Below are 23,201 nucleotides of genomic sequence, written 5' to 3' on the forward strand. Positions count from 1 at the left end.
TGCACAGCGACGGCCCTGTCCGGAGACCGGCCTGCCTAACGGGCTGCAAGCACCGCGGAATACAGTTCCCGCTTGCTGACCCGGGCGTCTTCCGCCACGGCCGCGACGGCTTCCTTGAGCCGGACTCCCTGCGCGATGAGCGCGTTGACGTCGGCCACGTGGTCTTCCGGCGTGCCCGGCTCCCGCTCCGGGGCGCCGCCCACGACGACGGCGATCTCGCCCCGCACCTCGTGGGACTCGGCCCACTCCAGCAGTTCCCGCAGGGTGCCCCGGATGACTTCCTCATACGTCTTGGTCAGTTCCCGGCAGACGGCGGCGCGGCGGTCCGCGCCGAACCGCTCACGCAGCGCGCGGAGCATCGGCTCCAGCCGGTGCGGGGCCTCGAAGAAGACCATGGTGCGGCGCTCGGCGTCGAGGTCCGCGAGGCGGGAGGCGCGTTCGCCGGCCTTGCGGGGCAGGAACCCCTCGAAGCAGAAGCGGTCGGTGGGCAGGCCGGAGAGCGCGAGTGCGGTGAGGACCGCGGACGGTCCGGGCGCGGCGGTGACGGTCAGCCCGGCGGCCACGGCCCCTTCGACCAGGCGGAAGCCGGGGTCCGAGACGGACGGCATCCCGGCGTCGGTGACCATCACGAGGGTCTTGCCGGAGCGGACCTGGTCCAGGAGTTCGCCGGTCTTGGCGGCCTCGTTGTACTCGTGGTAGCTGATGATCCGGCCGGCGACGGTGATTCCCAGATTCTGGACCAGCCGGTGCAGCCGCCGGGTGTCCTCGGCGGCGACGATGTCCGCCGTGGTCAGCAGCTCGACGAGCCGGTAGGTGGCGTCTCCGACGTTGCCGATCGGGGTTGCCGCCAGCACGATCCGGCCGGGTCCGGGACGTGCGCCCTCCTCGAGGTCGTCCGCCAGGCCCAGGTCGTCGCCGGGAAGATTCGGGGAGGTGCTGAGTTTAGGGTCCACAGGACCAGCCTACTGCTGGCACGGGGCGCGGGCCGACGGCCGGGCTGGCCCCGCCGGGGACGGGACCGGGGCGGGCAGGGGCAGGGACGGGACCGGGCCGGGCCGGGACCGGGGCGGGACTACAGCCGCAAAAGGTAGCATGGGCATCGTGACGCAGACCCCCACGCGGCCCGTCGAAGCCGGTTCCACCGGATCGGCGCCCCCAGCCCCCCGCACCGGACGCAACCTGGAGGGGCACCGCTGGGTCGGCCGCCCGGCGGAGGCGTTCACCCCCGACGCGCTCAAGGACCGCCTGATTGGCAGCATCCGGAGCTGGCGGGACTATCCGCCCTCGCTGCGGCTGTGGTTCTGGCTCATTCCGGCCATCACCGCGGCCCTGGGCGGCGTGCTGCGCTTCGTCCGGCTGGAGACGCCCCGCAACCTGGTCTTTGACGAGACCTACTACGTCAAGGACGGCTACTCGTTCCTGGTCAGCGGCTACGAACGGGCGTGGCCGGACAAGGCCAATGACGCCTTTGTTGCCGGCAATCCCGGGGTGCTGCTGGACGGCCCCGAGTACGTCGTCCACCCGCCGGTCGGGAAGTGGATGATCGCCGGCGGCATGTGGCTCTTCGGCCCGGACAATCCCTTCGGCTGGCGGTTCGGGGCGGCCCTGACCGGCACGCTGTCCATTTTCCTGCTGGCCCTCATCGCCCAGAAGCTCTTCCGCTCGCTGACCCTCGGGGCCGTGGCCGGTGTGCTGCTGGCGGTGGACGGGCACCACCTGGTGATGTCCCGGACCTCCCTGCTGGACATCTTCCTGATGTTTTGGATCCTTGCCGCGTTCGGGGCCCTGCTGATGGACCGCGACGACGGCCGCCGCCGGCTTGCCGAGCGGCTCGGCCGGCTGGCCGCCGCTTCCCCGGACGGACGTCCCGGCCTGCTCCAGCTGGCGTCCGGCCCCTGGCTGGGAATCCGCTGGTGGCGGCTCGCGGCCGGGGTGTGCCTGGGACTGGCGGTCGGCACGAAGTGGTCCGCCCTGTTCTTCCTGGCCGGATTCGGGTTGCTGACGGTCTTCTGGGACCTGAGCGCGCGCCGGATCGCCGGAATCCACGGCTGGATCAGCGGCGGGATCCTCAAGGACGGGATTCCCGCTTTCATCAGCATCGTCCCGGTGGCCGCCCTGGTCTACGCCGCCTCCTGGACCGGGTGGTTCCGGTCCACGGACGCGTACTTCCGGAACTGGGCCGCGACGGTCCCGTCTGCGGAGTGGGGCTGGCTGCCGAACGCCGTCCGGTCCCTGGCGCACTACCATCTGGAGGCCTACAAGTTCCACCAGGGGCTGAGCGCAGAGCACCCATACGAGGCCAGCGCCTGGAGCTGGCTGGTGCTCGGCCGGCCCACGTCCTTCTTCTATGAATCCCCCAAGCAGGGCAGCCCGGGGTGCGATGCCAACAGCTGCACCACGGCGATCCTGTCCGTGGGCAACCCGCTGATCTGGTGGGGCGCCGCCGTGTGCCTCGGCGTGCTGCTCTTCTGGTGGGCCGGCCGGCGCGACTGGCGTGCCGGGGCCATCCTGGCCGCCGTGGCAGCCGGGTACCTCCCCTGGTTCCTGTACCCCGAACGCACCATGTTCTATTTCTACGCCGTGTCCTTCGAGCCCTTCCTGGTGCTGGCCCTCGTGTACGGCCTGGGCCTCGTCCTGGGGCAGCGCACGGATCCGCTGTGGCGGCGGCGCTCCGGGCTCTACCTCGTGACGCTCTTTGTAGTCACCGCCGTCGTCGTCTCGGCCTTCTTCTACCCGGTCTGGACCGCCGAGACCATTACCTACCAGGATTGGCGGTTCCGGATGTGGATGCCGTCCTGGATCTAGGGCAGGATTGCAGGGGACGTCCCCCAGCCTCAGGCGGACCCGGAACGGAGGAACGGCTGTGAGAGAAGCAAGCACCGGACTGCTCGTCGAGCTCGATCCGGGCAGCAACGTGACGGACCTGCTGCTGGAGCAGCACGCCAAGGATTCCGTGCATGCGCTGTACTCCCGCAAGGGACCGGCCGGCTGGGCCGACGTCTCCGCGCAGCAGTTCCTGGACCAGGTCCGGGCGCTGGCCAAGGGACTGATCGCCGGCGGCATCACGCCCGGGGAAACCGTGGCGGTCATGTCAGGCACCCGCTACGAGTGGACCGTCGTGGACTTTGCCATCTGGTTCGCCGGCGGCGTCCCCGTGCCCATCTATGAGACGTCCTCCGTCAGCCAGATCGAGTGGATCCTGCATGACTCCGGCGCCCGGCGCATCTTCGCCGAGGACGAGGCAAAGGCGGGGCTGGTCCGTCAGGTCCTGGACAGCTCCGGCCTGCTCGGTGGCACCGTGCTCCCGGTGGTGCGGATGGACTACGACGGCGCCGCCCCGAACCTCGCCAGTCTGGCCGCGGCGGGCACCGGCGTCGGCGACGCCGAACTGGAACGGCACCGGTCCACGGCCGGGCTCGCGGATTTGGCGTCCCTCGTTTACACATCCGGCACCACCGGCCGGCCCAAAGGCTGCGAAATCACGCACGGGAACTTTGCCCTGATTGCCAAGAACATCGTGCTGTTCCTTCCCGAGATCCTGCGCCAGCCCCGTACCAGGACGCTGATGTTCCTCCCGCTGGCCCACGTCCTCGCCCGTGCCGTCCAGGTGATCTGCCTCAGCGCCGGGACCACCGTGGGCCACACCGCCAGCGCCAAGGAGCTGCTGGAGGACCTGGCCAGCTTCAAACCCACGTTCCTGCTGGTGGTACCCCGGATCTTCGAAAAGGTCTACGCCGGCGCCGCGCACAAGGCGGCCCTTGCCGGGAAGGAACGATTGTTCGGGTCGGCCGCCGCCGTCGCCATCGACTACTCCAAGGCCCTCGACGCCGCCGCCCGGGGCAACGGTCCCGGCCCCGGCCGGGTGGCCCGCGCCAAGCACGCCCTCTACGACCGGTTGCTGTATCCCAAACTGCGGCAGGCCTTCGGTGGCCAACTGGGCTACACCGTCTCCGGGGCCAGCCCGCTGAGCTCCCACGACGCGCACTTCTTCCGCGGCGCAGGCATCCCCGTCCTCGAGGGCTACGGCCTCACCGAAACCACGGCCCCGTGCACGGCCAACACTCCGACGCGGACCAAGGTGGGGACGGTCGGCATCCCGGTGCCCGGCACCACCATCCGGGTCGCCGAGGACGGCGAGATCCTGGTCAAGGGCATCGGCGTCTTCAAGGGTTACCACAACAACGCCGCCGCCAACGCGGAGGCGTTCGTGGACGGGTTTTTCCGCACCGGCGACCTCGGGTCCCTCGACGAGGACGGCTTCCTGACGATCACCGGCCGGAAGAAGGACCTGCTGGTCACCGCCGGCGGCAAGAACGTCGCCCCCGGACCGCTGGAGGAAAAGATCCGCGAGCACGAATTGGTCCTCCAGGCCGTGGTGATCGGGGACGGCAGGCCGTTCGTGTCCGCCCTCATCAACCTGGACCCGGAGGGCCTGGAAAACTGGTGTGCTGTGCACAAGGTTCCCGCGATGAGCCCGTCCGAGGCCCGCGGCAGCGAGCTGGTCCGCGGTGCCCTGCAGCGCGCGGTGGACGAGGCGAACGCCCTCGTATCCAAGGCCGAGTCCATCCGCAGCTTCGTGGTACTGGACGCCGACTTCACGGTGGAATCCGGGCACCTGACGCCGTCGCTCAAGCTCAAGCGTGCCGCCGTCGTGCGTGACTTTGAGGGGCAGATCAACAGTATCTACGGCTGACGCCGCCGCATCACGGCGGACGCAACGAAGCGGCCGGCACCGTGGTGCCGGCCGCTTCTGCGTCTCTGTTGTCCGGGTGCAGCGGCCCTACACGGTGCTGGAGTGTCCCCGTGCGGGAGTGTCGTTCGTTCCGGCGTCCTTCGTTCCGGTGTCCTTTGTGCCGCTGCCTGCTGCGGCGGCGTCGGCCGGGGCGGATGCCGCCGCAGCAGTGGCCTCGCCGGCTTTGCCCGGCCTGTTCCGGCGGAAGAAGGAGCGCTTCACGGGCGCAGTCTCGGTGGGGACAGTCTCGGTGGGGACAGTTTCGGGGGCCGCAACGCCGCCGGAGGCGGCATCGGCGGAGCCGGCCTCGCCGGTGTCAGCCTCAGCAGCTTTTTCCCCGGCCGGGTCCTGGACCGCTGCGCGGCGCTTCGGCAGCCCGCGGCGCTTGCGCGTCGGCCAGGTGAGGATCAGGGTGACCAGCGAGGCGAGCAGCACCAGGCCGGCGATCACTATCCCGCCGTCGACCCAGAACTGGGCCGGAAAGAGCCGGATCAGGGTGTCCTGCAGGGAGAAGGTCCACGTGCCGCTGGCGAAGAAGACGCTGTGGAACTGGGCGAAGAACGCCTCCCAGCCAAGCACCGCCAGCACGCCGAGGCTAATGATGATCACGAGGGTGACAATGGAGCCGGCGAACAGGCCGCGCCGCACTCCCCCGGGGCTGCGGCGCCGCAAGTAGATGATGGCGATCAGGCTCAGCAGGATGAGCAGGACACCGGCGCCGAAGGCGGACAGGATAACGACTTTGACGTCGGCCATGTGGCTGACTTCGCCGTCCTCGAACAGCCGGTCGCCGCCGCGGTGGACCAGTTCGCCAAGGTACCGCGGTCCCGCCCAGTTGCTGAGGTAGTCCACAGCATAGGAGCCGTAGGTCATGCGGTCGTCGGTGCTGAAACCGTAGCCGTCGCCCGGGAAGCCGGGCCGGTTGTACTCCACCCAGAGGAACAGGGGGCTGGCGACGGCCCGGACGGCCAGCACCAGCAGGATGACCGGGAAGCACACGGCGAGGAGGACCTGCATCACGCGGGGCATCACCGGTTTGGCGTTTAACGCGTGTTCGCGTTCGGCGTTCCGCCGCTGCACTTCCTCCTCCGGGGGCCGGACCTGCAGTGCGGAGGTGGGCAGCGGTTCGCTGAAGTGGTTGCTGTTTTTCTTGGGTGCCGGTTCGACGGCGGCTTCCGCGGCCTTGCGGTCGGCGCGCGAGAGCGGCTCCGGAGTGCCGCCGGCGGCCGGTGCGGCCGTGCTGCCGGCACCTGCGGCAGCTGTGCTTCCGGCACCTGCGGCGGCTGTGCTGCCGGAGGCGGCGGCACGCTGTTCCGCGGGCTTTGGCTTCATCCAGTCGAACGCGGGCTCGTCAGCGTCATCGGCCGGATCCAGCTGCGGATCCTGTCGGTTCGGAGGGGTGGGACTTGAGTCAGTCACTGCAGCTTCGCTTCCGTAGGTGTCCGCGCCGCCGGCCGGGACCCGGCAACGCTACATATCTGCTTCCGAGCCTACCGCCAGAGCCTCGGAGTGGGCGAGATGCCACACCCCGAGGGACGGGGATTCAGGGACGGGGATTCAGGGACGGGGATTCAGGGACGGGGTTCCAGCGGCCGTCCGGGTGCGGCCAGCCGCCGGGTTGCGGTCAGCGCTTGGCGTACTGCGCCCAGGGGATGTTCCAGTCGCCGAAGCCTTCGAGCGGTTCCACGGCCGGGGCACCGGTGTTGAGGGTCTGGACGAGGTCGCCGGTCTTCATGTTGTTGAAGAACCAGGCGGCGTCCGCCGGGAGCAGCCCGACGCAGCCGTGTGAGACGTTGGACCGGCCCACCGCGCCCCATGCCGATTCCAGTGCCTGGTGGACGTACACGCCGGAGCTCGTCAGGCGGTTGGCGTACTCCACCGTCAGCGGCGGGTAGTAGCCCTTGTCGCCGGGCTTGAGCCCGATGCTGCCGGCGTTGAAATCGGAGTGGCGTTCCTGCTCCATGATGACGGCGAAGCCGGTTGGGGAGAGCCAGTCAGCGTCCCCCAGCGTGACCGGAGCGGTCTTGACCAGTTGGCCGTCGAAGTACACGTTCATGGTCTTGGTGATGTCATCGACGACCGCGAGGCGCTGCGGCCCGACTTTGAACGAGACCTTGGTGTCGGAGTTGCCGATCATCTTGTTGCCGAAGTCGACGCCGAAAAGTTTCAGGTCCACGGTGATCTCGCTGTTGGAAGCCCAGAACGCCTCGGGGCGGATCCGGACGCGGCGGTCCGAATACCAGCGCCACGCCACGGCCTGGCCGGAGGAAGCCGTGACGGTGACGGCCTTCTCCATGGCTTCCTTGTTCAGCACCGGCTCGCTGAAGACAATCTCGATGGGCTGCCCGGCGCCGACTGTGGTGCCGTTGAGCGGATACACGGCGGCGTCCGCCTCGTTGGCTGTGGCCACGGTGGCGAAGGTCTGGGCCTTCTTCGTCTCGCGTCCGGCCTGGTCGACGAGGGTGAAGCTGTATTTGTACTTCGTGTCGAATTCCAGCGGATCCTCTGCGGTCCAGGTCGCGCCGTCCGGGCTCGTGGTTCCCGGCACGGGGTCGCCGCCGGCGGCCGGGACCAGCACGACGTCCTTCACGACCCCGTTGACTGCCTTGACGGAGGGAGCGGCGGCGGGGTTGACGCCCTTGGCGCCGTCGGTCGGGGTCACGCCGAGCTCAACGAGCTTGACCACGGGGGCGGCGAGGCCGGACACGTTCCGCATCGGAGCCGAGGCCTCGGAGGGCATGTCGGCCTGGGCCCAGCCCGGTGACGTGGCGACGCCAATGCCGCCGGCCCCGACAACTGCGCAGATGGCAAGGACGGCCAGCATTTTCCCGGTATTGCGGGGACGGTGTCCCGGCTGCCGGCGTCGACGCCCGCTGTCTTCTGTCACTGCCATTTCCCGTGTTCCCCCACTGTTTTTGCCTACAAACCCACCTGTGAGTTCACGATCTCCCTATGCCAGCATAAACGACGTGTCATGTCCCGCCGGCCCCGGCTGCACCACGATCAGGTCACAAAAGGGGCCCCGGACGGTGGTCCGGGGCCCCTTCCCTGCGGGAACTGCGGGAACGGCGGGACCTGCGGCGGCCTGGGCCGCTGTCCCGGCGGTTCCTAGTAGCGGTAGTGGTCCGGCTTGTACGGGCCGGATACCTCCAGGTCCAGGTACTCGGCCTGCTCCTTCGACAGCTCGGTCAGTTCGACGCCGAGGGCATCCAGGTGCAGCCGGGCGACCTTCTCGTCCAGGATCTTCGGCAGCACGTAGACCTGCTTGTCGTACTCCCGTTCCCCCTCGGGCTGGTCACGCTTGGTGAAGAGCTCGATCTGCGCGATCGTCTGGTTGGCGAAGGAGTTGCTCATCACGAAGGACGGATGTCCGGTGGCGTTGCCGAGGTTCAGCAGCCGGCCCTCGGACAGCAAGATGATGGAGCGGCTGCCCTCCCCTGTGGCGGGGTCCTCCGCGAAGACCCACTCGTGCACCTGGGGCTTGATTTCAACCTTCCTGATGCCGGGGATCCGGGCCAGCCCGGCCATGTCGATCTCGTTGTCGAAGTGGCCGATGTTGCCCACGATCGCCTTGTCACGCATCCCGGCCATGTGCTCGGCCATGATGACGTCCTTGTTGCCGGTCGTGGTGATGAAGATGTGGCCCTCGCTGAGGACGGATTCCAGCGTCGCGACCTGGTAGCCGTCCATTGCTGCCTGGAGGGCGCAGATGGGATCGATTTCGGTGACGATAACGCGTGAGCCCTGGCCGCGGAAGGCCTCCGCTGCGCCCTTGCCGACGTCGCCGTAGCCGCAGACGACGGCGACCTTGCCGCCCATCAGGACGTCGGTGGCGCGGTTGATGCCGTCGGGCAGGGAGTGGCGGATGCCGTACTTGTTGTCGAACTTGCTCTTGGTGACGGAGTCGTTGACGTTGATCGCCGGGAACAGCAGCTTGCCCTGCTCCGCGAGCTGGTAGAGGCGGTGCACGCCGGTGGTGGTTTCCTCGGTGACGCCCAGCAGGCGGGAGCCGATCCGGGTCCACTTCTGCGGATCCGCCTGCAGCGAGGCGCGCAGCACGTCCAGGAAGACCCGCCCTTCCTCGGACTCGTCGTCGGCGGTGGCCGGGACGGCACCGAGCGCCTCGAAGTCAGCGCCCTTGTGGACCAGCATGGTGGCGTCCCCGCCGTCGTCAAGGATCATGTTCGGGCCCAGGTCCGGGTTGCTGTCCGCGCCGGGCCAGGTCAGGATCTGCTCCGCGGTCCACCAGTATTCCTCCAGCGTCTCGCCCTTCCAGGCGAACACGGGAACACCCTGGGGGTTCTCGACCGTTCCGTTGCCGACCACAACGGCGGCGGCGGCTTCGTCCTGGGTGGAGAAGATGTTGCAGGAGGCCCAGCGGACCTCGGCGCCGAGCGCCGTCAGCGTCTCGATCAGCACGGCGGTCTGCACCGTCATGTGCAGGGATCCGGCGATCCGGGCGCCCTTGAGCGGCTGGCTGGCGCCGAACTCTTCGCGCAGGGACATCAGGCCGGGCATTTCGTGCTCGGCGAGGCGGATCTGGTGGCGGCCTGCCTCGGCCAGGGAGATGTCCGCAATCTTGTAATCGAGAGTCATATGAATCCTTTACTGTGGCCGGCGGGCAGGTCCGGGACCTGGCTGCCTGTGACGAAAGTGGAGGGGCTGATCAGGGGCTGGAAAGTACTTCGGAGCCGAACGGCGCAGCGATGGGCCGGCGGCCTAGCCTCCGGTGTGCGGGGACGCGGCGTCGTGCTGGAAAGAAGGGGCCGCCGCGGCGGCCGGGAGCAGTTCCGGCGGGAGCAGCAGGGGGATGCCGTCCTCGATCGGGTAGCGCAGTTTCACCCCGGCGGCGCCGGCCGCAGTGGTGACGAGTTCTTCGCCGTCCTGCACCAGCGGGGACCCGGTCACGGGGCATCTCAGGACAGACAACAGTTCGGGACTGATCTTCGGCATGGTGAACGCTCCCTGGTGGACGCCGCAGCAGGCGCCGGTGGCTTACGGATTTTGCAGTTCCCAGCCTACCGCCAGTTCCGGCTTACGAAGGTTCGCGCAGGACCCGCAAATGCCCCCGGCGGGTGCCCTCGGCTGCGGGCGGAGCTTCGAGGGCGGGGTGGACACTGCGCTGGCCTTGGCCGGATTCCGGCGCGGCGGGCCGGACGGCCGCCTCCCGGACAGCATTGGCCAGGGCGAGGAGATCGTCGGGGCCGGGACCGGCGGGGTTGGTTGGCATCGCCAGTCGCAGCACTTCCCACCCGCGCGGGACGGTCAGGGACCCGGCGTGCTGTTCGCACAAGTCGTAGCAGTGCGGTTCCGCATAGGTTGCCAGCGGGCCCAGAACTGCGGTGGAGTCGGCATAAACGTACGTCAAAGTGGCCACCGCTGAGTTGCGGCAGGCTGACCTCGAGCAAAGACGAATTGCACCCACGACATCACAGACTACTCCCCCGGGGCCGCCGGACACCGCACGGCACGCTGACGGCGGGTCGAACGTTTCCGTATCGCGTAAACCATTCGCCGGGTTTAGAGTCGAGCTATGCAGTCATCGCACCACGATCCGGGTTTTACGGTCCGCTTGGCTGAAACCGGCACCGGACGTCACGACGCCGCGTCCACTGCGGGCGGTTCGGGCGGCGCCACAGCGCCGCGGGGCTTCCGCCGGCGGCGGAGGAACCGGCATGGCCGCGGGCTCCGCGGCGAGCTGATGCTGCCCACCCTGCCCGGTTACCGCACCCGCTCGGATCGTTTCGACGACTTTGTCCTGGACTCGGCCGAGCGGCTGCACGACATTTGGGGCAAGCCGCTGGACGGGGTCCGGTTCGCCGTCGACGAGATTCCGCCGGGGCTGGAGCAGCTCGTGGCGGACCGCGCTCCTGCCCCCATGGGCTCTTACTCCCCCGCCACGGCGGAGGAGGGACCGGTGATCACCCTGTACCGCCGGGTCGTCGAGCAGGCCTGCGGCAGCCGCGAGGAACTCCAGGACTTGGTCCATGACGTGGTGGTGGAGTACACGGCCGAGATGCTGGGCGTGCCGCCCGAGTCACTCGATCCTGTCTACCGCCGCCGCTACTAGGGCCGCGCCGACGACACCCTGACCGCCAGGAGCGCCGCGGCCGCGGCATCGCTGCCCCGGGCACGGCCGGCACCCTGGATACGGTCAGTAGCTGAGTGTGACGGGGACCTGCTCCTGGCCCGCTGCCCCGGGAGCAATGGCGATCGTTGAGATGTCCTGCTTGCCGTCCTGCTGCAGCAGGACCGCCCCGTAGGCGGGATCTCCCGCGGCGGACACGAGGTAGCCAACCAGCTGCGAGCCTTCGACGTCGGACGGGATCCTGATGGACGCTGTGGTGCCACCGGCGATGTCGGCGGCGGCGGCCGCGTGGATCTTGCCGTCCGCCGTGACCGGGGTGTAGGAGATAGTGGCCCGGCCCTCGGGAGCACCGAAAATAAGGTAGCGCTCACCTGAGCCGGGGACCGGAACCACGTGCTGGCTCCCCAGCCGCGCCGACGCCGGTGACCATGCGAAGTCGGAGGCGTCCTCGGCCTTGAGTCCCCTGGTGACGCGGGCCGCCGCGGTGAAGGAAACGTCCGAGCTGACGGACACGGTGTAGGGCCCGGCCGGCACGCCGGAGAGCGGGACCTCGGTGACGGATCCGGCCTTCGCCGTCACCACTCCGCCGCCGGGCAGGGCCTTCTGGCCGTCCCGTCCGAAGACCTTGACCGCGATGACGGCATCGGCGGAGCCTGGCACCGTGAGCTGCAGGGCCGGTCCGGCATCCGCGAAGCCGGACTGGCCGGTGAGCCCCGCGACGCCGGCGGGGTCCTGGATGTCGACACCGGAGATCACCTGGCGCAGGGCAGGTGCGGTGGCCGGGGCGATAAACTCGACTCCGCCGGGCGTCAGTCCCCGCAACACGCTTTGCTGGATGTGTGCGGCCACCGGCCCGCCGGCGCTGCGGACCCGGACGCTGAGCCGCTCCTGCCCTGGGGCGAGGCCGGCCAGGATCACGGAGCGGGTGGTGCCCGGCGCGACGAGGAGTCCCCGGCTGCCCGGGGCCTGGATCTGGCCGTCGGCGCCGAAGAGTTCGAGGCTGACCGTGGCGGGGCTGCTGGAAGCGTTGCTGAGCTTCAGCACGGCCGTCCGGCCGAGCGCAGTGTTCGCACCGACCAGCCAGAGGTCGTTGCCGGGTTGCTGGCAGGCTGTGGCCGCCGAACCACGGAGGTCGCCGTCCTCAGCGGTGTAGCGCATGACGGCTCCCGCGGAGGGCTGGCGGTCGGCCTCGGCGTCGGCGCTCAGGACAGTCACGTCGTCGACACCCTGCTGGGACACGACACCGGCCAGCGGCGCGGCGGCCGAGGGCCTGGGCGTGGCCGGGCTTTCGGACGCCGGGGCGGCTTTGGCGAGTTCCACCAGGGTGCTGCCGGTCAGCGAGGCGAGCCTGCTGCCGGGCAGGACACCTGCACTGGAGCCCAGCACCAGGGCGTTGACGTCGCTCCTGGCGGTGGCGGACTCCGGGCTGAACTGCGGATCGGTGCCCACGGGGGCGCCTTCGAGGAGCCGGGCCGGGCCAGGGCAGACGCCGACGCTGCTGCCCGCGGGGACCGCCGCCAAAGGTGCCGCGATGGGTCTGCTGCTGCCGGGGCCCTGCGGAGTCAGCGCCGTGGCGGAAACGAATCCGCCGCCGGCAGCGACGAGGACGACAGCGGTGAGGACGCCGCCCAGCCGCCGTGCCCGCGTACGCCCGGGCAGCCCCGGGAGCAGCGGCACGGCTGGGGCGTCGTTGGCGGATTCGTCGGGGAAGTCGTCCCTAGGCATGTTGATGTTCCTTACGCAGGGAGCCTTCGTCCCTGGAGAGGCCGGTGTTCGGCCGGCGGGCAGGCATGGGGATGGCCAGCAGGACGGTCAGGCCAATGATGACGGCCTGGGCAACGCCCGTCCAAATGGCCCAGGGAGCTTCGTAGCGGAGACTGAACTGCCCGCCCTCGGCAGGCAGGGTGAAGGCCTGCGCCCAGCCGGAGGTGGTGGCGGTGAGACGGCGGCCGTCGAGCCAGGCGCTCCAGCCCGGATCGGCGCGTTCGGCCAGCACCACGAGGCGTCCATCCGGCCCGGCGGGCACCGCGGCGTCGGCGGACACTGCCTGGGACGGGACGAGCCCGACGGTTGCGCCCGCGCCGTCAACGATCCGCACGCGGTGCGCGACGGCGGCGGCCTCGATGACGGGCTGGTTCAGTGGGCTGATCCGCCAGAGCCAGCCGACGTCGGTCTTGCCGACGCCGACGAGGCCGGGGACGGCGTCCATCCGGCTGGCGGTCAACTGGGCCGCGGTGTCGGCGGACCGCAGGACCACGAATCCGACGCCGAGCTGCTCAAGCTCGGCGCGGGGATCGACGCCCTGGCCGGCCACGATGGTGGCCACGACGTTGCGCAGCGAGGCCACGACGGCGTCGTCGTCACGGACCGTCTCCTGGCCCGGCTCCCCCATGATCGGGCGGGCGGCGGCAATCGTGGACAGGGAGTCCAGGGTGGTACCGGCGCCGCGCATGAGCGCGGCGTCAAACGTGCCGTTTTCACCGGTGGAGATGATGAGGGTGCGGGACTGTTCCGGCCCCTGGCCGCGGTCGATGGCCGTTGCCGGGAGGGTCCGGGGCTCGGCCGGCTGCACCAGCTTCCTGGCTCCCAGGGAATCCGTGCCGGGCGCTCCGGCAGCCGGTGCGGACTGCGGCAAAACGTTCTGCGCGGCCCACACCGTAAGGCCGGCCACCGGGCCGGCCAGCAGCAGGATCATGGCCGTGACAGCGACGCCGCGGACCAGGATTCTGCGGCCCGCCGTTGCGGCGGCAGCCCGGTCAGCGGAGTCCAGCAGGCCGGCCGCGCCGAGAAGGGACGCCCCCAGGAGGGCAAAGGCCGCGGCCGACACGGCCGGTCCGGTAAAGGGAGTGACCAGGACGTCGGCGCTGACCCCGGTGGCGACCTGGCTGCTGAGCCAGCCGCCGGCCAGCAGCAGCAGTGCCGCGGTCCAGAGGGCGCGGGCAATCCGGGGCGGACGGCCCGGCAGGAACAGGGCAGCCACGGCCAGGAGCAGGACGGGCAGTCCGATCAGCAGGGAAAGCAGGAGTGCCCACGGCACGGCGGAGTCTGGCCCGAACACCGGAAGGCCGGTGACGCCGCCGTCGGCCGCGAAGCGCAGCGGCTGGCCCAGGACCTGCTGCCACAGCGGTGCCGCGTCAAAGCCCAGCGGCAGGCCGGGGTCTGCGAGCAGGGCGCGGGGCCGGTCGATGGTGGAGGCCAGGAACGGCGCGAACAACGCCAGGGTGGGGAGCAGTGCCCACCACACGGTTCGGCCGCGACGGCCCAGGAGCGTGCCGCACAGTGCCACCAGCACTATGCCGGGCAGCAGCAGCGAGGGGGCCGCCGCGGTCACGGCGGCGAGCGCCAGCCCGGCCGCGGCGGCCGCGGTCCAGGAGGGGGTGCCGTTGATGCCGGGTTTCACCGGGGGCGCCTCGGTGAAGCGCCGCTCGCCGGGGGCAGGTACGGCGTAGCGCCCGCGTCCCGCGGCAGTGCCGGTGGCCCGCAGCAGGGCCAGCACCAGCAGCGGCATCATGACGTGGGCGACCAGGGCGCCGACGCGTCCCTGGTTGAGCGCCACCTGCAGGGCCGGCGCTGCGGCCCAGAGGAGCGCGGCGGCCAGCCGGAGCCGGCGTCGCTGCGTCAGCGCACCGGCGGCAAACCAGGCGCCGAGGGCGGAGAGCGGCATGGCCAGGATGAGCAGTGCGCCAAGGGCGCTGTTGGCGTTGCCGCCGCCGAGCATACCGAGGACCCACAGCACGTAGGCGAAGGGGTCGCCGTGGCCGGGAAGTCCTGCGCCGAGCGTGATCCACCAGCCGGAGGCATGGTTCCAGATCTCGCCCAGCCGCAGCGAGAGGGGAATAATCGCTCCGCCGGCGACAGCGTCGGCCCGGAACAGGCTCAGCAGGCCGATCACGGAGGCCGCGGTGGTGAGCAGGATGGCGAGCATCGCGCCGTTGCCCACCCAGCCCCGCTCGGAGGTGGTGAGTGCGGCGAAGTCGTCCGCCGAGTCGCCGGTGGGCTGTTCGGCCAGCAGATCGTTTCCGCCCGGGTTTTCCCCGGAGTCGTCAGCCCCAAGGGCTTCCATCAGTGAGCGGCGGTGCGCCCAGACCTCGCGCCGCGGGGTCTGCAGCCCCTTGATGACGGAACGCCGGATGCGGCGCGTCCGGGCGGCGTTACGCCGGCCCCGGGCCACGGCCGCGGGACGTGAGAGTGCGCCGAATGTTGCCAGGAGCTGAGAGAAACCGTGTCCCGGATCCTTGACCGCGATACTCAGGACCAGTTTGAAGATGCTGCCCAGCAGGGCTCCGGCCGCGTGCAGCGGCACCTTCCAGGCGGGGGCGTGCTTGAGCCGCAGATGCACCTGGGCTTTGCGGGCCGCCGCCGCGTTGCCGAGGGCATGCAAGCGGTGCGAGACGTGGAACATCCTGGCACTGGGGACCACCACCACCCGGTGTCCTGCCAGCCGGTTGCGCCAGCAGAAGTCGACGTCGTCACCGCTTCCCGGCAGTGCCGGGTCGAACCCGCCAAGCTCCTCCCAGACGTCGCGGCGGACCAGCATACCGGCGGAGTTGACCGCGAACGTGTCGCTGCGTCCGTCGTATTGTCCCTGGTCGAGCTCGTCGGCTTCGATGAGGGTCAGCCGCTCGGCCCAACGGCTGGTGGAGAGTCCGACGTCGATCAGCCGGCGCTCGGAATGCCAGTCCAGCTGCTTGCAGCCCGCCACCGTGACCGACGGCGCGCGTTCGACGGCGCGGAGCAGTTCGGCGAGGGCCCCGGGCGCAGGGGCAGCGTCGTCATGGAGCAGCCAGATCCAGTCGACCGCGGGGCCGGCTGCACCCGGCCCGGGCCTGCCGGCGCCGTCCCAGGGGGCGAGGGCACTGAGGCCAGCCTGCACGGCTGCGCCCATGCCACTGCGGGCCTGCTCGAAGACGGTGACGTTGGCGGTGCCGAAGGCCTGTTCGAGGAGTGTCGCCGAATGGTCACGGGAACCGGTGTCAACCCCGATGCAGGTGTCCGCGGGCCGGCTTTGAGCCGCCAGCGCCGCGAGGGTCCTGGGGAGAAAGTCACCGCCGTCGTGGGAAACCACGACGGCGGTGACTCGTACTTCCTGAAGAATTAGATCGCTCGCTTCCTAAGCCGGCGCCGCTCGCGCTCGGAGAGGCCACCCCAGATGCCGAAACGCTCGTCGTTGGACAGGGCGTATTCCAGGCACTGCGAGCGCACGTTGCACGCCCCGCAGACCTTCTTGGCGTCGCGGGTAGAGCCACCCTTCTCGGGGAAGAATGCCTCCGGGTCGGTCTGGGCGCACAGCGCGTCCGTCTGCCAGCCCAGCTCGCCTTCGTCGTCGAAGTCCTGCTCGGAGGGCAATCCGATCCATACCGGCTGCGTGGTGGTGCCCGCGTGGAGGGTCTGGAGTTCCATCGGCGGATCGTGAAGATCGTTGTCCTGATCCGGACCGGACAGGAGTTCGTCGTGCGCCGCGAGGAAGGCGGTCGCCTGGTCCTGCAGTGTGTCTTTGGTGTGTTCGTTGTAGCGGTCTGCCGCGTCCGGATCGGCCGGATCGACATACCAGTCGCTCGGCACTCCGCGTGAACGGTATTTGGCCGTGGCCTGCCCAGCAACGACGGCCTCTTCATGGATACGCTCTGCTAGCCCCATTGGCGTTCCCTCTCTGATTTTGCAGCCTTCGCCTGACCCGTGGACACTCGGTTGAGTTTCGGTTTCCGCGCATCGGCCTTCGATACCTAATTACACGTGTGTAAGTATCCGGGAGTCAAGCCGCGGCGGAGATAATAATCAACGTGAGGCCCAAAGCGGGGGCACGCCACGCCCGGGATTTTCGCGCAACACCCCGGAGATTGCGCGGAATAATCAGGGTGCTGAGCACTTTCGAGAAATTTTGTTGAATTTCCGGGGAACTTCCCGGTTCGGTACAGGAGCCCGGCCGAGCGGCAGCAGGATACCTATGACGGAGATCACACCCGCAGCCGCCGTGGCAAGATGAATCCATGAGTATCCCGGCAATCGACCTGATGACAGCCCTGCGTTCCGGCCACTCCACCTCCCCCCGGCTTACCTGGTACGGGCCGGGATCGGAGCGCGTTGAGCTCTCCGGACGGGTGCTGGACAACTGGGTGGCGAAGACCAGCAACCTTCTGCAGGACGAGCTCGACGCCGAACCCGGCACGCGGTTGCGGCTGGATCTGCCGGCGCATTGGAAGTCCGTGATCCTCGCTCTCGCCGCCTGGCAGCTCGGCATGGAGGTCGTGTTCGACGAGGCCGCGGCCGAGCTGCTGGCCACCGGCGAGCCGGGCCCCGGGGCAGCGCAAGGGGCTTTCGACGCCGTCCTGGCTGTGGCGCTGCCGGCGCTGGCAATGCGCTGGCAGGGCGAGCTGCCCACCGGCGTCCTGGACTACGCCGCCGAGGTGCGCTCCCACGGGGACGTCTTTATGCCGCACGTGGATCCGGAAGCGTCACGGCGTGCCGTCACGGCTGCCGCGGGGACGGAACACACCCACAGTGACCTGCTGGACGGCTTCGCGGCCGCGCACGACGAAGGAGTGCGGCTGCTGGTGACCGCCGGGGACGGCCTGGAGCCGGCCCTGGCCCAGTGCCTGGGCGCCTGGAAGGGTGACGGTTCGGTGGTGCTGGTGCACCCAGACGTCACGGTGACGGCGAAGCTGCTCGCGGACGAGCGCATCAACGGCAGCTGAGCCGGGGGGGAGCTGGACCGGGGGTGCAGCTGAACCGGGTGGCGAGCCTGCCGGCTCCCCCTACGCCGGTGGCCCCGGACGTTCGGAGTTCTTGACGGCGGGATCCTTGACGGCGGGGCTGTGGTGCCGTTCGATGATTTCGTGGTCGTGCGAGAACTCCGGCTCTTCGTCGAGTTCCTTATTGAAGACCAGGAAGCGGTAGGCGAAGAAGCGGACCACCGTCGCGACCAGGATGCCAACGATCCCGGCGGCGAACAGCATGTTCTTGTCCGTGACGCCGAAGCCGTACTTGGCGAGGGCGGTGAATCCTGTGGAGATGCCGATGCCGATGCCGTTGATCAGGATGAACATCCCGAACTCGCGGAGCACGTTGTCCTGGCGGCGGTGGCGGAAGGTCCAGAAGCGGTTCGCAATCCAGGAGAAGACCGTCGCGATGCTGGCGCCGACAAAGCGGGCCTTGGCCTCGCTGTCGGTCATCGGGCCGTGCATCAGGTAGTACGTGAGTCCGTTGTCGATGACGAACGCAACGCCGCCCACCGCGCCGAACTTGGCCACTTCGCGCCAGAAGAGCGAGGCGAGCCCGCGCAAGCGCTCGCTGAGTGTAGTAATCATGACCCTCCGTGGCCTTCTTGAACTGTCGGCCAGTGGGCCAACGGCCCATTTTAGCGCCGATTGCCGGGGGCGCGCCCCGCCCACAGGTCCGACGGCGGCAACTGCGCAGCTCAGCAGCCGGCCGGACGCCGGCCAAAAAGTCGGGGGCTGCCATCGCCAACCCTGCCGAAAAAGGGGCCCGTGGCCGCCCGGAACCCGCACCGGGACGTCCAAAAGCCGGGATATCGCGAGGTTTTCGGTAGGCTGGGACATGTGACTTTTCCTGTGATCGGTGTGGTTGGCGGCGGCCAGCTCGCCCGAATGATGGCCCCCGCGGCCACCGCCCTGGGCTTCGAGCTCCGCGTCCTCGCCGAAGGTGAGGACGTCTCAGCCGTCTCAGCCGTGGCCAATGCCCCGGTCGGTGACTACACCGACCTGGACCATCTCCTGGAGTTCTCCCGTGGCCTGGACGTGCTGACCTTCGACCATGAGCACGTCCCCACCGAACACCTCCGGTCCCTGCAGCGCGCCGGCGTGAACGTCCATCCCGGACCGGACGCGCTGGTCAACGCCCAGGACAAACTCGTGATGCGGGCGGCCATTGACCGGCTGGAGCTGCCCAATCCGCGCTGGGCCGCCGTCGACGACGTCGCCGGGCTGGTCGCGTTCGGCGAGGACATCGGCTGGCCCGTCGTCCTGAAAACCCCGCGCGGCGGCTACGACGGCAAGGGCGTGCGCATCGTGGACTCCGCGGCAGACGCCGCGGACACCGCTGACTGGTTCGAGGCGATGTCCCCGCTGCTCGCGGAGGCCAAGGTGGACTTCAGCCGCGAACTCTCGGCCCTGGTGGCCCGGACCCCGGACGGTGAGGCACGCGCCTGGCCCGTGGTCCACACGATCCAGGTCGACGGCGTCTGCGACGAAGTCATCGCCCCGGCGCTGGACATCCCGCTTGAGGTCGCTGCCGCGGCCGAGAACGCTGCCCTCCGGATCGCGAGCGAACTCGGCGTCACGGGGGTGATGGCCGTGGAACTGTTCGAAACCCCCGGCGTCGGAGCAGGCTTCCTGATCAACGAGCTCGCCATGCGACCGCACAACACCGGCCACTGGACCCAGGACGGCTCGGTGACCAGCCAGTTTGAACAGCACCTCCGGGCCATCCTCAATCTGCCGCTGGGTGCCACCGACCTGCTGGGACCGGTCGTGGTGATGAAGAACTTCCTGGGCGGCGAGAACCAGAATCTGTTCTCCGCCTATCCCGCAGCCCTCGCCAGCGAACCCGCGGCGAAAGTCCACTGCTACGGGAAGGCCGTCCGGCCGGGCCGCAAGATCGGCCATGTCAACCTCGTCGGCGGCTCCGTGGCCGACGTCGACTCGGTGCGCGAACGCGCCACCACGGTCGCCAACATCATCCGGAACGGCAGGGCCCAGTCCCGCACCGCAGCGGGAGCACACGAGGAGAACGCATGAGCAGCGGCAACAGCAGCAGCACGGGACAGTCCACGGAGGCCCGGTTCCCGGCAACGGCGGACGCCGGGGCCGATGCCCCGATCGTCGGACTCGTCATGGGCTCGGACTCCGACTGGCCCGTGATGGAGGCTGCTGCCGAGGCCCTCGCCGAGTTCGGAATCCCCTTCGAGGCCGATGTCGTCTCCGCACACCGTATGCCGCTGGAAATGATCCGTTACGGCCAGACGGCCCATGAGCGCGGGTTGCGTGTCCTTATTGCCGGCGCCGGCGGCGCCGCGCACCTGCCGGGCATGCTCGCCTCCGTCACGCCGTTGCCGGTCATCGGCGTCCCGGTGCCGCTCAAGACCCTCGACGGCATGGACTCCCTGCTCTCCATCGTCCAGATGCCCGCCGGGGTTCCGGTCGCGACAGTGTCCATCGGCGGGGCACGGAACGCCGGCCTGCTGGCAGTGCGCATGCTGGCCTCCGGGACGGATCCGCTGGCCGCCCAGCTCCGCGCCGAACTGGTCAACTTCGCCCAGGAACTCAACGACGTCGCCACCCGGAAGGGCGCAAATCTGCGGCAGAAGGTGAGCGAAGTCTTCGCGGACGCAAACGTCGTCACCCGGGGCAGCCGTTAGGGACCGCCAGATGACCAACAGTTATGCCACCTCCCGCCAGCCTTCGCCGCGGAACCGGACGTCTGCGCCGTCCGCCACGGATCCCGTCCGGTATCCCTCGGGAGCAACCGCGCCGGTCCTGACCAAACGTGCCTTCCTGCTGGTCCTGATGACACTGCTGGTGCCCGGCAGTGCCCAGATTGTCGCGGGCAACCGGCGGCTGGGGCGGATGGCCCTGCGTGTCACCTTCACCGTCTGGGCGCTGGCGATCCTCGCGGCATTGCTCCTCCTGGCATCCCGGTCAACGCTGATCAACCTGATCACCAGCCCGATCACCTCACTGCTGCTGGTCATCGGCATGGTGGCGCTGGCGGTCGGCTGGGCGGCCCTCTTCCTTAACACGCTGCGGCTGATCCGTCCCGTGCTGCTGGCGCCCGGGGTGCGCCCCGCCGTCGTGGTCGCCCTGGTGCTGGCCATGATCCTCAGCAGCGGTTCGCTCGGCTACGCCGCCTACCTGCTCAACGTCAGCCGCGATGCCATCGGCAACATCTTCTCCAACGGACCGACGATGGAGCCCTCGGAGGGCCGGTACAACTTCCTGATGATGGGCGGCGACGCCGGGGCGGACCGCACGGGCCGCCGGCCCGACAGCCTCTCGGTCATCAGCGTCGATGCCAAGACCGGCGCGACCGCCATCATCTCGGTGCCCCGCAACCTGCAGAACGCGCAGTTCAGCGAGGACTCGCCGATGCGCGCGCTTTACCCTGACGGCTATGACTGCGGCGATGAATGCCTCATCAACGCCATCAACACCGAGGTCACCAACGAACACCAGGACCTCTACCCCGGCGTTGCCGACCCCGGCGCGCAGGCCACGATGGAGGCCGTGTCCGGGACCTTGGGCATCAAGGTCCAGGCCTATGTGCTGGTCGACATGGAGGGCTTCGCCAAACTCATTGACGCCATGGGCGGCATCCGGATCAAGGCCGGCGGCTGGGTTCCGCTCAGCGGCGACATGGTGGATGAGGCCAACGGCATCCACGGCATGCCGCTCGGCTGGATCCGCGCCGGCGAGCAGACGCTCGATGGCTATCACGCGCTCTGGTACGGCCGCTCGCGCGAGTTCGTCGACGACTATGCCCGCATCCAGCGCCAGCAGTGTGTCCAGCAGGCCATGCTGAAGCAACTGGATCCGGCCACCCTGCTGGCCAAGTTCGAGGACATCGCCAGCGCCGGCACCAAGGTGGTGGACTCCAACGTCTCCGCCAGCCAGCTCGGCAGCTTCGTGGACCTCGCGATGAAGGCCAAGGGCCAGGAAATGAGACGGCTGACCATCGGACCGCCCGACTTCGACGCGTCCTTCTCCACGGTCCCGGACTTCGACCGGATCCACCAAAAGGTCGATGCGCTTCTCGGTCCCGCCCCCGAGGCGGGCCCCGCCGAAGACGGCATCCGCCAGCAGGATGCGGCACCCGGACCGCTGTCAGCTGCCGGTGCGCTGCCCCTGGCCCGGCCCGGCACCCAGCCCGCGCCGTCGCCGTCGGACTTCACCCCGGTAACCCACACGCCGGACGGCGAGCTGATCACCGTCGAGATGCTCAACCAGTTCAAGCGCAACGGCGATGAACAGTCAATCCGCAACCTGGTGGCCACCAACGGCCAGTGCGCGCCGCTGTAGTTCCTTCCGACCAGTCTTTTCCCGCAGCCTTCCGTAACAGATAGGGACACCCGGCAGTGTACGAACTCGAGAATGTCCTCCGGCCGTATGCCTGGGGTTCCACCACAGCCATCGCCGGGCTCCTCGGCAGGGCGGCGTCCGGCGGGCCGGAAGCGGAGCTGTGGATCGGCGCGCACCCGGACTCCCCCTCCGTGGCACTCAGTCCGGCCGGTGCCGGATCGACGGGCGCCCACGCCGCGGTCGCTGACGACGGCGGACGACGGGCGCTGGATGCGCTGATCGCGGAGGATCCGGAGCACCATCTGGGCAGCGACAGCGTGGCCGAGTTCGGCCCCCGGCTTCCTTTCCTGCTCAAGGTCCTGGCCGCCGACACCCCCCTCTCCCTCCAGGTGCACCCGACCCTCGAGCAGGCACGGGAAGGGTTCGCCCGCGAGGAGGCCGCCGGAATCGACCGGGCGGCTGCGGAACGCAATTACAAGGACGAGAACCACAAGCCGGAGATGATCCTCGCGCTGACACCGTTCGAGGCGCTGTGCGGCTTCCGGCCGGCTGCGGACACCCGCGCCGTCCTCCAGGTGCTGGTGGCCGATTTTGAGCTGGCCGGCCTGGAACTTCCGCCGCTCGTTCCGCTGCTGCTGGAGGATCTGGCGCAGCACGATGAGCCCACGGCCCTCCGCTCGGCCTTTGAGCGGCTGATCTCCGGCGGCGAGGACGTCGCTGAGGCGACGGCCGCGATTGTGGCAACCCTGATCTCCGGCGCCCCGACGGCCCCGTACCAGGCGGAACTGTCCACCGTCGTGACGCTCAACGCGCAGTACCCCGGCGATCCGGGCGTGCTGATTTCACTGCTGCTTAACCGGATCTCGCTGGCGCCGGGCCAGGCTGTCTACCTGCCGGCCGGCAATGTCCACGCCTACCTGCACGGTCTCGGCGTCGAGGTCATGGCTTCCTCGGACAACGTGCTGCGCGGCGGGCTGACCCCGAAGTTCGTGGATGTGCCGGAGCTGCTGCGCACCGTCTCCTTTGAGGCCGTCGGCGTGCCGATGCTCAGCCCCGAGACAACGATGCTGGGACAGGAGGTTTTCCGGCCGCCGTTCCAGGAATTCCAGCTGCAGCGCGTCGAGCTCGAGCCCGGCGCGGAGCCCGTCCCGCTGGCGCAGTCGGGAGCCGCGGTCATCATCGTGGTCTCCGGATCGGTGATCCTGGACTCCCCCAAGGGCGAACTGCGGCTGGAGCGCGGTGCGAGCGCCTTCCTGCCCGCGGCCGAGGCGCCGGTCAATGCACACGCCGCCGCCGGTGCCACCGGGACCGCCCTGGCCTTTGCCGTCACCACCGCCCTGAAAGCCTGAGA

17 protein-coding genes and 1 pseudogene are annotated in these 23,201 nt (G+C 69.5%); 8 read left to right on the forward strand and 10 right to left on the reverse strand.

Annotated elements, in window-relative coordinates:
• Positions 1-35: 35 nt before the first annotated feature.
• Positions 36-902 (reverse strand): 16S rRNA (cytidine(1402)-2'-O)-methyltransferase, encoded by an 867-nt coding sequence (gene rsmI / locus ABIB29_RS13070; RefSeq protein ID WP_354173346.1) that lies wholly within the window; start codon positions 900-902, stop codon positions 36-38.
• Positions 903-1,092: 190 nt separating this feature from the next.
• On the opposite strand from rsmI, the gene ABIB29_RS13075 reads away from it, so the two are divergent.
• Positions 1,093-2,805, forward strand: a complete 1,713-nt coding sequence (locus ABIB29_RS13075) for a dolichyl-phosphate-mannose--protein mannosyltransferase (protein WP_354173236.1) — start codon at positions 1,093-1,095, stop codon at positions 2,803-2,805.
• A gap of 58 nt (positions 2,806-2,863) precedes the next feature.
• On the forward strand, positions 2,864-4,693 hold the full coding sequence (locus ABIB29_RS13080) for an AMP-dependent synthetase/ligase (protein ID WP_354173237.1): 1,830 nt from the start codon (positions 2,864-2,866) through the stop codon (positions 4,691-4,693).
• A 330-nt stretch (positions 4,694-5,023) separates the two neighbouring features.
• Here the strand turns inward: ABIB29_RS13080 and ABIB29_RS13085 are convergent.
• The 5 genes and pseudogenes from ABIB29_RS13085 to ABIB29_RS13105 all read right to left on the reverse strand — a co-directional run.
• Positions 5,024-6,151, reverse strand: a pseudogene (locus tag ABIB29_RS13085) (TIGR01906 family membrane protein); the annotation flags it as partial.
• A 205-nt stretch (positions 6,152-6,356) separates the two neighbouring features.
• Positions 6,357-7,556 carry a L,D-transpeptidase gene (locus tag ABIB29_RS13090; protein ID WP_354173238.1) on the reverse strand — a complete coding sequence of 400 codons (1,200 nt, stop codon included), beginning with the start codon at positions 7,554-7,556 and terminating at the stop codon, positions 6,357-6,359.
• Between the two features lie 284 nt (positions 7,557-7,840).
• On the reverse strand, positions 7,841-9,328 hold the full coding sequence (ahcY, locus tag ABIB29_RS13095) for an adenosylhomocysteinase (protein ID WP_354173239.1): 1,488 nt from the start codon (positions 9,326-9,328) through the stop codon (positions 7,841-7,843).
• A gap of 123 nt (positions 9,329-9,451) precedes the next feature.
• Positions 9,452-9,685 carry a Trm112 family protein gene (locus tag ABIB29_RS13100; protein WP_354173240.1) on the reverse strand — a complete coding sequence of 78 codons (234 nt, stop codon included), beginning with the start codon at positions 9,683-9,685 and terminating at the stop codon, positions 9,452-9,454.
• A gap of 82 nt (positions 9,686-9,767) precedes the next feature.
• Positions 9,768-10,157, reverse strand: a complete 390-nt coding sequence (locus ABIB29_RS13105) for a DUF3499 domain-containing protein (RefSeq protein WP_354173241.1) — start codon at positions 10,155-10,157, stop codon at positions 9,768-9,770.
• A 108-nt stretch (positions 10,158-10,265) separates the two neighbouring features.
• On the opposite strand from ABIB29_RS13105, the gene ABIB29_RS13110 reads away from it, so the two are divergent.
• Positions 10,266-10,802: a metallopeptidase family protein gene (locus tag ABIB29_RS13110; RefSeq protein WP_354173242.1), complete on the forward strand. Its 537-nt coding sequence runs from the start codon at positions 10,266-10,268 to the stop codon at positions 10,800-10,802.
• A gap of 84 nt (positions 10,803-10,886) precedes the next feature.
• Here ABIB29_RS13110 and ABIB29_RS13115 read toward each other — a convergent pair whose 3' ends face one another.
• The 3 genes from ABIB29_RS13115 to ABIB29_RS13125 are packed head-to-tail and all read right to left on the reverse strand — an operon-like array spanning position 10,887 to position 16,457.
• Positions 10,887-12,545, reverse strand: a complete 1,659-nt coding sequence (locus ABIB29_RS13115) for a DUF5719 family protein (protein WP_354173243.1) — start codon at positions 12,543-12,545, stop codon at positions 10,887-10,889.
• On the reverse strand, positions 12,538-15,915 hold the full coding sequence (locus ABIB29_RS13120) for a glycosyltransferase (protein ID WP_354173347.1): 3,378 nt from the start codon (positions 15,913-15,915) through the stop codon (positions 12,538-12,540). The genes ABIB29_RS13115 and ABIB29_RS13120 overlap by 8 nt, the downstream gene beginning before the upstream one ends.
• Positions 15,915-16,457: a WhiB family transcriptional regulator gene (locus ABIB29_RS13125; RefSeq protein WP_354173244.1), complete on the reverse strand. Its 543-nt coding sequence runs from the start codon at positions 16,455-16,457 to the stop codon at positions 15,915-15,917. The genes ABIB29_RS13120 and ABIB29_RS13125 overlap by 1 nt, the downstream gene beginning before the upstream one ends.
• Before the next feature lie 350 nt (positions 16,458-16,807).
• Between ABIB29_RS13125 and ABIB29_RS13130 the strand changes: the two genes are divergently transcribed.
• Positions 16,808-17,512: a TIGR03089 family protein gene (locus ABIB29_RS13130; RefSeq protein ID WP_354173245.1), complete on the forward strand. Its 705-nt coding sequence runs from the start codon at positions 16,808-16,810 to the stop codon at positions 17,510-17,512.
• A 60-nt stretch (positions 17,513-17,572) separates the two neighbouring features.
• On the opposite strand, the gene ABIB29_RS13135 is transcribed toward ABIB29_RS13130, so the two are convergent.
• Positions 17,573-18,124 (reverse strand): GtrA family protein, encoded by a 552-nt coding sequence (locus ABIB29_RS13135; protein WP_354173246.1) that lies wholly within the window; start codon positions 18,122-18,124, stop codon positions 17,573-17,575.
• 300 nt (positions 18,125-18,424) lie between these two features.
• On the opposite strand from ABIB29_RS13135, the gene ABIB29_RS13140 reads away from it, so the two are divergent.
• The 4 genes from ABIB29_RS13140 (at position 18,425) to manA (ending at position 23,199) form a co-directional block, all read left to right on the forward strand.
• A complete protein-coding gene (locus ABIB29_RS13140) occupies positions 18,425-19,573 on the forward strand; it encodes a 5-(carboxyamino)imidazole ribonucleotide synthase (RefSeq protein ID WP_354173348.1) in 1,149 nt (382 codons plus the stop codon).
• A 95-nt stretch (positions 19,574-19,668) separates the two neighbouring features.
• The gene (purE, locus tag ABIB29_RS13145) at positions 19,669-20,193 is read left to right on the forward strand and encodes a 5-(carboxyamino)imidazole ribonucleotide mutase (protein ID WP_354173349.1); all 525 of its coding nucleotides are present in this window, start codon (positions 19,669-19,671) and stop codon (positions 20,191-20,193) included.
• Positions 20,194-20,203: 10 nt separating this feature from the next.
• A complete protein-coding gene (locus ABIB29_RS13150) occupies positions 20,204-21,850 on the forward strand; it encodes an LCP family protein (protein WP_354173247.1) in 1,647 nt (548 codons plus the stop codon).
• A gap of 56 nt (positions 21,851-21,906) precedes the next feature.
• Positions 21,907-23,199, forward strand: a complete 1,293-nt coding sequence (gene manA, locus ABIB29_RS13155) for a mannose-6-phosphate isomerase, class I (RefSeq protein ID WP_354173248.1) — start codon at positions 21,907-21,909, stop codon at positions 23,197-23,199.
• Positions 23,200-23,201: the final 2 nt, after the last annotated feature.

It is taken from the genome of Arthrobacter sp. UYEF36 (assembly GCF_040547025.1).
Taxonomy (GTDB): Bacteria; Actinomycetota; Actinomycetes; order Actinomycetales; family Micrococcaceae; genus Arthrobacter.

Coding starts and splice junctions, on each gene's coding strand:
- ABIB29_RS13110 (WP_354173242.1), top strand. CDS start 10,266: ATGCAGTCATCGCACCACGATCCGGGTTTTACGGTCCGCTTGGCTGAA.
- ABIB29_RS13125 (WP_354173244.1), bottom strand. CDS start 16,457: ATGGGGCTAGCAGAGCGTATCCATGAAGAGGCCGTCGTTGCTGGGCAG.
- ahcY (WP_354173239.1), bottom strand. CDS start 9,328: ATGACTCTCGATTACAAGATTGCGGACATCTCCCTGGCCGAGGCAGGC.
- purE (WP_354173349.1), top strand. CDS start 19,669: ATGGGCTCGGACTCCGACTGGCCCGTGATGGAGGCTGCTGCCGAGGCC.
- ABIB29_RS13090 (WP_354173238.1), bottom strand. CDS start 7,556: ATGCTGGCCGTCCTTGCCATCTGCGCAGTTGTCGGGGCCGGCGGCATT.
- ABIB29_RS13075 (WP_354173236.1), top strand. CDS start 1,093: ATGGGCATCGTGACGCAGACCCCCACGCGGCCCGTCGAAGCCGGTTCC.
- ABIB29_RS13135 (WP_354173246.1), bottom strand. CDS start 18,124: ATGATTACTACACTCAGCGAGCGCTTGCGCGGGCTCGCCTCGCTCTTC.
- ABIB29_RS13130 (WP_354173245.1), top strand. CDS start 16,808: ATGAGTATCCCGGCAATCGACCTGATGACAGCCCTGCGTTCCGGCCAC.
- ABIB29_RS13100 (WP_354173240.1), bottom strand. CDS start 9,685: ATGCCGAAGATCAGTCCCGAACTGTTGTCTGTCCTGAGATGCCCCGTG.
- ABIB29_RS13115 (WP_354173243.1), bottom strand. CDS start 12,545: ATGCCTAGGGACGACTTCCCCGACGAATCCGCCAACGACGCCCCAGCC.
- ABIB29_RS13140 (WP_354173348.1), top strand. CDS start 18,425: ATGATGGCCCCCGCGGCCACCGCCCTGGGCTTCGAGCTCCGCGTCCTC.
- ABIB29_RS13150 (WP_354173247.1), top strand. CDS start 20,204: ATGACCAACAGTTATGCCACCTCCCGCCAGCCTTCGCCGCGGAACCGG.